At 46.3% G+C, this 12,655-nt stretch carries 14 protein-coding genes; 8 read left to right on the top strand and 6 right to left on the bottom strand.

The annotated features are described in order from the left end of the window. Nucleotides 1-169 precede the first annotated feature (169 nt). Complete coding sequence (locus M1D71_RS15990) at nt 170-1,384, top strand: hypothetical protein (RefSeq protein WP_458122765.1); 1,215 nt, start codon at nt 170-172, stop codon at nt 1,382-1,384. An 89-nt stretch (nt 1,385-1,473) separates the two neighbouring features. On the opposite strand, the gene M1D71_RS15985 is transcribed toward M1D71_RS15990, so the two are convergent. Both M1D71_RS15985 and M1D71_RS15980 read right to left on the bottom strand, forming a co-directional pair. Further along, a complete protein-coding gene (locus M1D71_RS15985; protein WP_458122764.1) occupies nt 1,474-2,457 on the bottom strand; it encodes a TIGR03943 family putative permease subunit in 984 nt (327 codons plus the stop codon). 82 nt (nt 2,458-2,539) lie between these two features. Continuing rightward, nucleotides 2,540-3,580 carry a permease gene (locus M1D71_RS15980; RefSeq protein ID WP_458122763.1) on the bottom strand — a complete coding sequence of 347 codons (1,041 nt, stop codon included), beginning with the start codon at nt 3,578-3,580 and terminating at the stop codon, nt 2,540-2,542. A 272-nt stretch (nt 3,581-3,852) separates the two neighbouring features. Between M1D71_RS15980 and M1D71_RS15975 the strand changes: the two genes are divergently transcribed. From M1D71_RS15975 to M1D71_RS15945, 7 genes are all read left to right on the top strand, one after another. Then, nucleotides 3,853-5,052: a GTP-binding protein gene (locus M1D71_RS15975; protein WP_458122762.1), complete on the top strand. Its 1,200-nt coding sequence runs from the start codon at nt 3,853-3,855 to the stop codon at nt 5,050-5,052. Between the two features lie 70 nt (nt 5,053-5,122). Next, entirely contained in the window at nt 5,123-5,272 is a 150-nt protein-coding gene (gene rpmG / locus M1D71_RS15970; RefSeq protein WP_036613813.1) for a 50S ribosomal protein L33, read from the top strand. A gap of 49 nt (nt 5,273-5,321) precedes the next feature. Next, a complete protein-coding gene (locus tag M1D71_RS15965) occupies nt 5,322-6,029 on the top strand; it encodes a metal ABC transporter ATP-binding protein (protein ID WP_458122761.1) in 708 nt (235 codons plus the stop codon). Next, on the top strand, nt 5,975-6,874 hold the full coding sequence (locus M1D71_RS15960) for a metal ABC transporter permease (protein WP_458122760.1): 900 nt from the start codon (nt 5,975-5,977) through the stop codon (nt 6,872-6,874). Before M1D71_RS15965 ends, M1D71_RS15960 begins: the two co-directional genes overlap by 55 nt. After that, nucleotides 6,861-7,982 carry a metal ABC transporter substrate-binding protein gene (locus M1D71_RS15955; RefSeq protein ID WP_458122759.1) on the top strand — a complete coding sequence of 374 codons (1,122 nt, stop codon included), beginning with the start codon at nt 6,861-6,863 and terminating at the stop codon, nt 7,980-7,982. Before M1D71_RS15960 ends, M1D71_RS15955 begins: the two co-directional genes overlap by 14 nt. A 163-nt stretch (nt 7,983-8,145) precedes the next feature. Then, on the top strand, nt 8,146-8,628 hold the full coding sequence (locus tag M1D71_RS15950; RefSeq protein ID WP_458122758.1) for a hypothetical protein: 483 nt from the start codon (nt 8,146-8,148) through the stop codon (nt 8,626-8,628). Between the two features lie 43 nt (nt 8,629-8,671). After that, entirely contained in the window at nt 8,672-9,373 is a 702-nt protein-coding gene (locus tag M1D71_RS15945; RefSeq protein ID WP_458122757.1) for a M50 family metallopeptidase, read from the top strand. A 62-nt stretch (nt 9,374-9,435) separates the two neighbouring features. Here the strand turns inward: M1D71_RS15945 and M1D71_RS15940 are convergent, their stop codons facing one another. From M1D71_RS15940 to uxuA, 4 genes are all read right to left on the bottom strand, one after another. Continuing rightward, on the bottom strand, nt 9,436-9,807 hold the full coding sequence (locus tag M1D71_RS15940) for a DUF4363 family protein (protein WP_458122756.1): 372 nt from the start codon (nt 9,805-9,807) through the stop codon (nt 9,436-9,438). Between the two features lie 25 nt (nt 9,808-9,832). Beyond that, a complete protein-coding gene (locus M1D71_RS15935) occupies nt 9,833-10,561 on the bottom strand; it encodes a DUF421 domain-containing protein (protein ID WP_458122755.1) in 729 nt (242 codons plus the stop codon). A gap of 156 nt (nt 10,562-10,717) precedes the next feature. Then, nucleotides 10,718-11,581: an SDR family oxidoreductase gene (locus M1D71_RS15930; RefSeq protein ID WP_458122754.1), complete on the bottom strand. Its 864-nt coding sequence runs from the start codon at nt 11,579-11,581 to the stop codon at nt 10,718-10,720. After that, on the bottom strand, nt 11,574-12,644 hold the full coding sequence (uxuA, locus tag M1D71_RS15925) for a mannonate dehydratase (protein WP_458122753.1): 1,071 nt from the start codon (nt 12,642-12,644) through the stop codon (nt 11,574-11,576). Before uxuA ends, M1D71_RS15930 begins: the two co-directional genes overlap by 8 nt. Nucleotides 12,645-12,655: the final 11 nt, after the last annotated feature.

Raw genomic sequence — 12,655 nt, 5'->3', positions numbered from 1 at the left:
TTAAGTTATATTTTTCCTTTTGAGGAGGGTAGGAATCAGGTTAATATAATGATCATCAATAATAGCTCTTTTGAGATACGAGGCATCTCAAGAAAGCTTAAATTCCATTCGTTAAAAAGGATAAAATGTTAGGTTTTTAAGCAAGTACATACTTTAGGAGGAATTTAAGTTGTTTAGGAATTTTCAGAAAACATTATTTAGAAGAACATTTATTGTGTTGAACGTTTTCATTTTATTGTTTGTAGCGACAGAGCAATTTAGAGCAGAGGCAGCCAATTCAAACTTTGCTTATGGTGAACTGGAAGCGGGAGCAATCATGCAATGGGGGGGGACAGCACTCCTAGCAGCAGCGGGAAATGCAACAAGTATTGATCCCGTTATTATGGAGCAAGTTCATCAATTTGGACAACAGGCATGGCAAGATGCAGATACATCTACAAAATTAGAAATTACGTCCTCCATTCAGGGGTACGACGATTTATGGGGTACCAATAGAAAGTACAGTCTACAATGGTCCTCAGATGCGCAGATTTATTTGGTGAAAAAATGGAATGAATACTTCGGTGCAGGAGCCCTGATTAATGCTTCAAACAATAAAATAGATACAGTTGCTACAATTAATTCTGTTATTATGAATTCAATTGCTGATGCCAGAATGGCTGATACAGGGTTCTATCGAGACTTAGGATTCATAAAAAATGCGTTTGGTAAAGATATTTTCCTTAGAGGAGTTCAGATAGATTATCATGGAGCAATAAATATAAATTTTAATGAACCTTATACAATTCCGAGTGACAGCCCATTATTAAAAAAGAAGTTTCCCAACGCGCTTGTGGCTTATCGCGAAGCGGTGAAGGAGTTAGGGATCAAGCCTACATATCAAACGGTACAGCCTCGTTTTGGATTGCATCAGCATCCTTACACTCGTTATGAACCGTTAGCCTTCCCTGAAGAATTCCCAACGAGACTAACCCTTCCCGCCCTTAAAGGAATCGTTAATAACCAAGGTGTAATAACAACTCTCGAAAAACCAAACATTGGTCGGGTCGGAAACAGTTTAACAGGAGAAATCGCTATTAGTTATCCTACCTATATTGGAGACACAGGCACATTTACAAAGGCGGATTCTGTAACTCAGGCACCTCCAGAAGAGCCGGTTAATGGTGGTGGGAATGGTGATGGAGATGGAAGCTCCAATGACACGCCTACTTATTCACCGCTTGATCTTATTGTATATAAAGCAATGGTGCAATTCATACAGGAATACCGACTTAATCATTCGAATAACCTGGACCAGCTACTGGAGTATATGAAGTTAAGTGATTCCGGCAAGCCATCCAACAAGCAAGTTTGGAATGAGTGGTTGGAAAGCTTCACCAAATAAAGACTTAAAAACACACTATGAAATATGAAATGTATAGTGTGTTTTTTTATATTCACTATTTTAGGTTTCTTATAGTCTATCGGTACTTCTTAATTGTTATTAAGCTTCTCATAGGCCATCACCGAGTCCGCGTTGGTATAAATATAAGGCGTGGATGGCTCGGATACAGGTGTCACCTTTGTGGCGCGAATTTCAATCGTATCCTTACTGTTCACCTGTGCAGAGCCGATGCTACCATCGATTTGTACCCAACTATCTGTAGGGAAGCTATCCGCGTCGGGGATGTGAATCATCACACCGAAGGGAGCCGCATCAGCGGGGCAGCACATAACGAGAAATCGTCCCAGTGCAAAATGTGATTCATGATCCATGCTTTTGTCACGGTAAACAAAACCGGTTAACGAGATATCTTTGCCTGCAAATTGTCGCTGGAACATGTCGATTGTGCCGAGTGTTTCAGAAAAAATCTCGGGATAAACCTTAATGACGGGTTCCGCATACAATTTCTCCGCCAACTCAGCGAATTCGCGGCTGTACTCATCTGGAGGGACGAATTGTACTTTGGTAGCTGATGCAGACTGAACAGCCGTTGGTTGTTGTGTGAGATCTTGTACATTCAATTGCGTTACCGGATCAGGTAAAGGTTCTTTCCGACGAATCTCGGGAGGGGCATAGGTGAGAGACATCCCTTTCTGACTGGCCATGGAGCTGCCGAGAGCCCGATCAGGTAACAGAAACCCCAGCAATAAGGGTATAGCAATCAGACCATATACCAACAAGCTGCGTAGGAAACCGGAAGGGGGTGGATGCTCACAATCGCAATGAACCTCGTTACTACTGAACAGTCCATGCCAGGCCATGATAACGGCAATAAACAATAAGGGAACGGGGCAGCATAACAGCAGTTTTTGCATGGTAGGAGCCAAATAATAATGAAGCGAATCACTTGAATTCAAGTGAATAATGTAGACTGCCAACCCGCCGATCCAGCCCGCACGGATCAGGTTATGCCATTGAATGATGTGTGATTTTGGAACTGGAGGTTTGGTCATTGTATAGACCGTGTGGCTCATATCATCACCTCCTCTCTATTGATAGTCAGTATGAAAGTTCATGTGATTAACCATTTAGGTCTTGAAGTATTTTCTTCAACCTTTATACCAGCAGATTAATCAACCACGAGCCGGCGAAGACGAGTATGATAATCGCTAGACTTAGACCAATAACAAACCGGGTACGGAAGGTCGAGAGCAGCATCAGGGTGCTTTTGAAATCCAGCATTGGGCCAAGTACAAGGAAGGATACCAGCGGCCCCAGTGCAAACGTATGTGAGAACGCAGAAGCCACAAAAGCATCAGAAGTGGAGCAGAGGGACAATACATAAGCAAATCCCATCATGAACACATAAGAGGCGACAGGACCATTGCCAAGTGAGATCAGATCGCTGCGGCTAATGAATGTCTGGATGCAGGCTGTAATCAGGGCACCGATCACCAGATATTTGCTCATATCGACGAATTCATCTCCGGCATGAATGAAGAAGCTGCGCCAGTTTTTCACATGGTTATGATCATGTGCATTTGCGTGTGCATGAGCATGAGATTGCGCCATTTTAAATCCAGGATGCGTCTTGACCTCTGTCACTGCGACTTTTGGCATCCGAAGGGGATTTCGACGAACGAACACATACACGAGCATGCCTATGGAAGCTGCTACGGCAAAGGCCAGTCCCATACGGGCAATGGTAATCTCAGGATGGGAGGGAAAGGCAAGCAAGGTTGCGGTAAATACGATGGGATTCACTACGGGACCACTCAAGATGAACGTAACTGCGATATAGGCAGGCATTCCTTTGTGCATTAATCGTCTAACTACCGGGATCATGCCACATTCACAGATGGGAAAAATAATACCGAGCAGTCCTGCAACCAGCACACCGCCGATCGGATTCTTGGGCGTGAGTTTGCGGACCATTTCTTCGGATACGAACCACTGCATGAGCGAGGACAATAGCACACCCATGAGCAGAAAAGGAGCAGCTTCAAGAAAGATACCTATGAATACCGTTTTCATATTTTGCAAAGCTTCACTGTTCCATGCTTCCTTCAGGTCTGGAGCCATCGTGATCAACACGGGAACAAGAAATGCACAAGGGATCAGGAAGGAAAGGAGCTTCAGATTGACTGCCATTTTCATGAAACAGACCTCCACAACTAGGACTTTGCTAAAATATATGCTTGTACGTGCAGCAACATACATGATTCCTATGTTCTAATCAACATTTTTACGATTAATCAAGATTTTTCATCATATTAGAGTTGACAACCCAAAGAAAACTACGGTATAGTTCGGATTGATCATTTTTAATCGTAATTATTACGATTAAATAAAAGTAGTCTATTTTTGATCCTCATAGGGTCAGAAAGAAGATTATTCATTCCAACTTAAGCAGAATGGAGGAAGCAGAAATGTCAGATCAACAGGTTCAACATCGGGTGCCAGTTACCGTGCTTAGTGGATATTTGGATGCAGGCAAAACGACACTGCTCAATCATGTGCTTCATAACCGCGAGGGGATGCGGGTTGCTGTTATCGTCAATGATCTTAGTGAGGTTAATATCGATGCAGGCTTAATACGAGATGGTGGAGGATTATCGCGTATTGATGAGAAACTGGTTGAGATGTCGAATGGGTGCATCTGCTGCACTTTACGGGAGGATCTGCTGAAAGAAGTTGAGCGGCTGGCGCTGGATGGTTCTATTGACTACATATTGATCGAATCGACGGGTATTGGTGAACCGGTACCTGTTGCGCAGACGTTTACGTATATCGACGAGGAACTCGGCATTGATTTGACGAAATTCACCCGACTCGACACGATATTTACGGTTGTTGATGCTGCTCAGTTCTGGCGTGACTTTTATTCCAAAGAAACATTGAAGGACCGTGGACAGCAAGCGGGGGAAGACGATGGTCGTGGAATCGTTCATCTGCTGACGGATCAGGTGGAATTCTGTGATGTGCTGATTCTGAACAAATGTGATCTGGTGTCAGAGGAAGAACTGACGAAGCTTGAGAAGGCCCTGCACGCCATGCAACCGGAAGCCAAGCTCATTCGCACGACACATGGGCAGATTGATCCGAGAGAGATATTGAATACGGGACGTTTTGATTTTGAAAAAGCAAGCCAGTCCGCGGGTTGGATCCGCGAATTAATGAAAGAGGAACATACCCCGGAGACTGAAGAATATGGAATTCATTCATTTGTCTATCATCGTAAACGTCCATTCCACCCGGAACGCTTGCTGCGTTGGATTGCGAAATATCCAGATAGCATCGTGCGATCCAAAGGTCTGATGTGGCTGGCGACAAGGAACCATATGGCAATCTCTTTCAGTCACGCAGGCACATCGAAGCAGCTTGCGCCAGCAGGAATATGGGTAGGTGCGATGAGTGAGGAGGAAAGGCAACTTCATTTTGGCGATACATTGCCTAGCATACCGGACTGGGATAATGAGTGGGGTGATCGGGTAACCAAATTAGTATTCATCGGCATTGATATGGACCGGGCTGAGATTGAACGTACGCTGGATGAGACCCTTCTTACGGAGGAGGAGATGTTGATGAACTGGCGTGAACTGAAAGATCCTTTTCCGGCGTGGAGTTGACAAAAGAAAAAGCATCAGCTAGTATCATTAAATAGTAATGATTACGATTAAATAAGAGGAGGCAACAACCATGAGAGTCATTGTAACCTTAGCCTGCACCGAGTGTGGGGATCGCAACTATACAACAACCAAGAACAAGCGTAACCATCCAGAGCGTCTGGAGATGAAGAAGTACTCACCTCGTTTGAAGAAAATGACGATCCACCGGGAAACACGCTAAATTTTTTTGTTCATTTTAAATCGTAATATTTACGAAAGGAGGGAGTGGCATGATACTATCTTCCATGCGTGATGTTGTATTCGGATATGGCAAAGAGCCAGTCATTGATCAACTGTCGCTGGATATCCATGTGGGAGAGTTCATAGGCATTACTGGCCCTAATGGTTCTGCCAAAACAACCCTGTTAAAGCTGCTGCTGGGGCTGTTGAAGCCCTGGAGTGGCACGATACATATGAGTCCCCAGATGAAACGTGGGAACAACTCCAATATCGGTTATGTGCCCCAGCAGGTGGCATCGTTTAATAGTGGATTCCCTAGCACGGTGAATGAACTGGTCCGATCCGGATGTTATACCAAACTGGGACTTTTTCGCAGATTTACATCGGAGCAGGATGCCATCGTTGAACGCAGTTTGCGTGAGGTCGGCATGTGGGAATATCGGAATACACGTGTCGGTGAGTTGTCCGGTGGACAGAAGCAGCGGATCTGTATTGCCAGAGCCATGGCTGGGCAACCGCAGGTTCTGGTACTGGATGAGCCGACAACGGGGATGGACCGACGCAGCCGAGAGGGCTTCTACGATCTGATGCGCCATTATACGGATGTTCATGGGTTAACGATTATAATGGTTACTCACGGGTTGGAAGAAATGGGAGATCGATTGGACCGTACCATTACCCTAGAGCGGCAAGAAAGTGAGGAATGGCAGTGTTTGAGTACGAATTCATGCAACGTGCCTTTTGGGCAGGTGGACTGATTGGGGTCATAGCTCCGATTCTGGGTGTCTATCTGATGCTCAGACGGCAGGTTCTTATGGCAGACACGTTATCCCATGTCTCACTCGCAGGTGTAGCGTTAGGTTCGGTCATGAATCTTAACCCGGTCATCTGCGGATTCGCCATTGCCATTATTGGTGCATTACTGGTTGAACAACTCCGTCGAAGTTACCGAACCTATAGCGAGGTTCCTGTTGCAATCATTATGACCTCGGGGCTAGCCCTTGCGGTGGTATTGATGAGTCTGAAAACGAATCTGTCCAAAACATTCAGCTCATACTTATTTGGATCAATTGTCGCGGTTAGCGATATGCAGTTGTGGATGATGGCAGGTGTATGTGTCACAGGTTTGCTTTTTTTCATCATTCTCCGAAGACCGCTCTATAGCCTTACGTTTGATGAAGAGACAGCTTCCATTGGAGGCGTTCAAGTGAGAGGATTATCGTTTGCATTTGCCATTCTGACAGGAATGACTGTAGCTTCAGCCATGCCGATTGTGGGTGTGCTACTGGTGTCTGCTCTCATCGTATTGCCCGCTGCCTTGGCACTCCGAGTATCTCGCAGTTTTACAGCAGCGATGATCGTCGCGGTAATCACGGGGGTAATCGGTATTTTTAGCGGACTGACAACATCTTACCACCTAAATACACCACCGGGAGGAACGATTGCTCTCATCCTGTTGGTCTTCCTATTGACTGGAATATCAGCGCAAAAGCTGATTGCACGATACAACCGCAAGCGTCACCGTAAAGAGAGAAATCAACAAGAACAACGAGCAACGTTAGTTATCCATTCAAGGAGGAATACATCACATGAAATTCAGTAAAAAAACAGCGCTCGGACTGTTATTCAGTCTGACACTTATCGTCGCAGGTTGCGGACAGAAGTCCGCTTCCGATACCAGCGCAGCTTCGACGGGCACTCCCGTTCCAGCCGAGACGGAAACCGCAAAATTAAACGTGCAGGTTAGTTTCTATCCCATGTATGAATTCACTAAAAATGTAGCAGGCGACCTAGCGGATGTACATACGCTTGTTCCAGCAGGTATGGAGCCTCATGATTGGGAGCCAACACCACAGGACATTGCCAGCATTGAGAAAGCGGATGTGCTTGTATACAACGGTGCGGGTATGGAATCATGGATTGATCAGGTCACCGGAAGTCTGAGTAACACTTCACTCATTCAGGTAGAAGCAAGCAAGGGCATCAACCTGCTTGAAGGTGTAGAGCATGATCACCATCATGAACATACAGAGGCAACAGAACACGATCACGATCATGACCATGCGAATGAAGCGACTACAGAAGAGCATGATCACGACCACGATCATGCAGATGAAGCGACTACTGAAGAACACGACCATGATCATGACGCCGAGGCAGAAGAAGGACATGGGCATGATCATGGTGGACTGGATCCGCACGTATGGCTGTCGCCTGCACTGGCTGTAACGGAAGTACGCAATATTGAAGCGGGATTGGCGCAGGCTGCTCCAGAACACGCTGCACAGTTCAAGCAAAATGCAGATGCTTACATTGTTCAATTGGAGTCACTGGATCAGGACTTCAAGGCGGCTGTGACGGATAGCAAACGCAAAGATTTCATCACACAACACGCTGCATTTGGTTATCTGGCTAAAGAATATGATCTGCAGCAGGTACCTATTGCCGGGCTATCCCCTGAGCGGGAACCTTCGGCAGCGCAGATGGCATCCGTTATTGATTTTGCGAAAGAGCATCAGGTGAAGACGATTTTCTTCGAAACACTGGTTTCATCCAAAGTATCTGAGACGATTGCAAGTGAAGTGGGGGCCAAAACGGCTGTATTAAACCCGCTTGAGGGACTCACCGAGGAAGAAATTGCGGCGGGAATGGACTACATTAGCGTGATGAGACAGAATCTGGAAGCACTGAAACAGGCACTAAACGAATAATAAAAGATCGATTTGATGCCTGTCACCGAAAAAGGTACAATAATACAACATGCTGAGGAATGGAGTGCCATTCCTTTGCCTTTTTGCGAAGCAGAGAGCACAGTGATGTGCTCTCTGCTTCGTTTAAGGTGACCGGATAGAGGAGAACAGGAGGAAGCCTTAGATGAATTCAAATGAAGAACATGAAGTGCTATTAAGTGAACAGCCCGCCCTTCTGTGGAGACGGCGCAAGCTGGAGTTGATAAACTGGACGGAGCGTGACAAACATACAGTATCCGCGAAGAAAACGGAAATATGGAATGGCGTTGAAGTGGATGCCGAGCTCGTGAACGCATTATCCATACTTCAGAATGCGGGGGTCAAGACGGAATTTTCATGTGCAGGGGTGAGTCCGCTTGATGAACCCGTCGATCATTCCCTCTATGCTTATGTTACCCTTGTGCAAAGTGAAGTTGCAGATCATTTCGTGCACTATGCACTTAGTCGGATGCGGAATCGACTGCTCGTTACGCTAGAGGCTGAGAAGGGCCGCTATGATCTATCTTCTTTTTTCATTGGACACAATCGGAGCTTCTGCTGGTGGATGGAGCACTGCGCCTTACAGTTCGGAAGCCGAAACGAATCGAGTGAAAAAAGCGTAATATAAAGGATAGGCTTGTTTACTTCAAGGTAAAGGAGGTATGACACGATTGAATAAGTGGGTCAAAACGATACTTTTCCTGCTAGGCTCCGTCTTTCTTACACGATTCATCCCATTCTCGTCCTTGTTCCGTAACCTGGATACGATGATTCACGAATTCGGTCATGCATTGATGACGCTGTTATTGTCTGGTAAAGTGCTGCGGATTGAATTGTACGCTGATCATAGCGGTGTAACGTATTCGTCCATGCTGACGCCAGGCAGATCGATCCTGGTTTCTCTGGCGGGATATATCAGTGCATCACTGTTTGCCTGGCTGTTGTTCTACTTATACCGCAAAGGCTTGCATATGTGGGGACTGGGGATCATGACGGCTGTAGCACTGGTGTCACTCCTGTTATATGTAAGAGGAGAGTTCGGCATGTTATGGCTGACCGGGTTCATTGTTCTGAACGTGGTCATTATGATTTTTGGCGCCAAGATCGTGAAGTTCTATTATCTGTTACTGGCGTTTCTTACACTGGAAGAGTCCGTTGTTAGTGCTGTATACGTTGGAATATTGTCCTGGACGCAGCCTTCACGGGCAGGGGATGCAGCGAATCTCGCTCAGCAGACATTCCTTCCCGCGCTGTTCTGGGGCACGCTGTTTGCTCTAATTGCACTGTGGTGTGCGAACAGAGCACTCACTCTCTTTTTCCGCAAAGAAGGTACTTCGCGTGCACCAAGAGCTCGCCGAGTAAGAAGAGCGTAACGGATAGAACGCTAAAAGGCACTTCCTTTTTCGACAAAGGAGGTGCTTTTTGATGCGGCCAATCAATCCCCCAAGTTGTCCCATAACACGTAGAAGTAATAGATTTCCTCCATGATCGCCTTGTCATCCTCTGCTGCAACGCCGCCCTTAACTCGTGCGAGAGTACCCAGAATATCGTATATCGTCTCACGTTCGACACTGAATTGAATTCGGTCTACGATTCGATCCCAAGCCTGCATTGCATATTCAATCTGTGACTTGGCTGCCGTCCACTGTTTGCCCTCAACGTGCTTTTCCAGCGTTTGCACCGATTCGAGCAAGCGATCTTGGGTACCAAATGGTTTTTTGAGATAGGTTCCGCCAGCCATGATCGCTGCGAATAGCAGGATCAAAAAGATTGGAAGTACATATAGCAACCAGAAACGTGTTTTCATTCAACCGCCTCCGCAATGTAAACATCTAAAATGGTCCTTCATAGTCACCCATATCCGTTTTTTCTTTAAAACGATCCTTGAAAAGATCGATGTACAATTTGTCATTGGGTAGAATGGCCGCAAATGCAATATCCTGAATCGTCACTTTTTGCTTATTCAGTTGTTCGGTAAGCCACTGGATATCCTTATTTCTCTCGTGTAGGTTCTGTTTGATCAGAATACCATCAATGATCAGTTCGGTCATCAGCTTGCTTTTCGGGGGATGCATATGCATGTCCTTGGCTGTCAGTGGCTGATTCTCAGGCTTCAATACAGTGGATAGGCTGCCATCAGGCTCTAGGATTGCGTAGTCCACCGTCGTGATATCGATGATATCCTGTTGTCGCAGCATCATGGTCAATTCATCGAATTTCACACGCATTTTGTGTAGATTCTGTTCCAGAATTTTACCGTTTTGAATGATAAGGGTGGGATCAGAGTCCAGCATTTTGGAGAGGGTTCGACTTTTCAACGTAGCATATTGAAAAATGATCGTTATAATTGTAAAAATGGTCAAGGCCACAAAGTGAATCCAAGCCTTGGAGGACAGTTCTGTTGCGAATGTACCCGCGATGGAACCGATCGTAATACCATTGATGTAATCAAAATACGTTAGGTTGGCCATCTGTTGTTTACCTAGTACTCTTGCATAGATGATCAAGGTTATAAAGGTGATCACCGATCGAACGGCGACAACCCAGGTTTCTTCCATCATATATGGTTCACCTTCCTTTACATTCACAATCTTTGCCAACAATATTCAATCTTATTCTGAACGCAAAAATCCGAAGCCCGTGTGGATGCACTGGACTCCGGATCAGAAGATATCAATAGATAAGGTTGAGTTCACGCCTTGTAGAAAAAGAGAACATTAGACACCGGAATAGGCCATAAATCCGCCATCTACAGGGATGACTGTGCCTGTGACGAAGCCGGATTGTCTTTCATCCGCAAGCCACATCAACGTGCCAAGCAGATCTTCCGGTTTGCCGAAGCGGCGCATAGGAGTATGCGCAATGATTTTACTCGAACGTTCCGTAGGAGAACCGTCTGGTTGCAGCAATAGATTACGGTTTTGCTCTGTCAGGAAGAATCCGGGTGCAATGGCGTTGACACGAATACCGGATTCAGCCAGATGCACAGCGAGCCACTGCGTGAAGTTGTTAATGGCTGCCTTGGCAGCGCTATACGCTGGAACTTTGGTCATGGGCGACGGGGCGCTCATGGAAGAAATATTGATGACAGTCGCCGAAACATCACGTTCAATCATATGTCTTGCAAAGATCTGAGAAGGAATGAGGGAACCGACAAAATTCAGATCCATCACCTGACGAAATCCCTCTACGCTTACATTAAAAAACGTCGTAACGTCCTGCTGTTCCAGATCTTCCAGTCTGAATATTTCATTCGTAGTATTGGCACTGGCATTATTGCCACCGGCACCGTTAATCAGAATATCACAGGGTCCAAGTTGTTCCAGCACAGCATCTGCTGCCGCTTGCACGCTATCGGCTTGGGTTACATCACAGGCTACAGCAATTGCTCTGCCACCAGCAGCTTCAATGGCAGCTACAACTTCCTGACCCTTGGACACGGTGCGGTTCAGTATGGCTACACTTGCACCGTGCCGAGCAAGTTCTTCCGCCATGGACCGGCATAGTACTCCAGCACCTCCGGTAATTACAGCCGTTCTGCCTTCGAGACGAGATGAGCGTTCAAATTGATGTTCACTCATGCTTTGCCCTCCTTTGCAACGAATCCCAGACGCCCCACAGATACATGATTCCCAGAGCCCGGTCATAGAGCCCATAACCAGGTCGGCACTGTTCCCCCCAGAGATGACGACCGTGGTCGGGTCTTGCATAACCTTCATAACCGATATCGTGGTAAGCCTCAACAACTCCCGCAATATCGACGCTTCCATCTTGACTGCGGTGTGACGTTTCAATAAAGTCGCCGTTTTCGTAGATTTTGACATTACGAATGTGGGCAAATGGAATCCGATCCTTGAACTCGTGTATCATCCCGATAATGTCATTATCAGCATTCGCTCCCAGAGAGCCACTGCATAGTGTCACGCTGTTGTAGGGGCTATCATAAAGATTCAAATATTTCCGAACATTCTCCTGACTTGTAATAATCTTTGGTAAACCAAAGATTGGCCATGGCGGGTCATCCGGATGGATGGCCATTCGAATCCCCAGCCGTTCGGCTGTAGGCATAATCTCTTGCAGGAAATAACGTGCATGCTCCCACATATGATCTTCTGTCACATCTTTATAGGCTTCGAACAGCCCTGTTAAATATTGCAATCGTTCCGGTTCCCAACCTGGCATGGTGAGTGCAGAGTTTTCCGTAATGCGTCGAACGAGTTCTAAAGGTTCTATATCTGCGAGTTTACTGTGCTCATAGAAGAGGGCAGTTGAGCCATCCTCCATTTCCTTGTGCATATCCGTGCGAAGCCAGTCGAAGATCGGCATAAAGTTGTAACAGATGACCTTCACACCCACCTGAGCCAGTTTCTCCATCGTTTTAATATAGTTCGCAATGTGTTTATCCCTTGATGGCAGGCCCAATTTGATATCCTCATGGATGTTCACACTCTCAACGACATCCAGATGTAACCCGGCCTTGTCCGCTGCCGCTTTGACCGCGAGTATTTTGTCCATGGGCCATTCCTCGCCAACAGGAACATCGTGTAGAGCCCACACAATACCTTCAACACCCGGAATCTGCCGGATGTGATCCAGTGTTACCGTGTCATTGCCTTCGCCAAACCAGCGAAAAACCATTCTCATCACGTTCACCT

The organism is Paenibacillus sp. Z3-2, from assembly GCF_054161325.1.
This window is presented reverse-complemented; position numbering and strand designations above follow the sequence as displayed.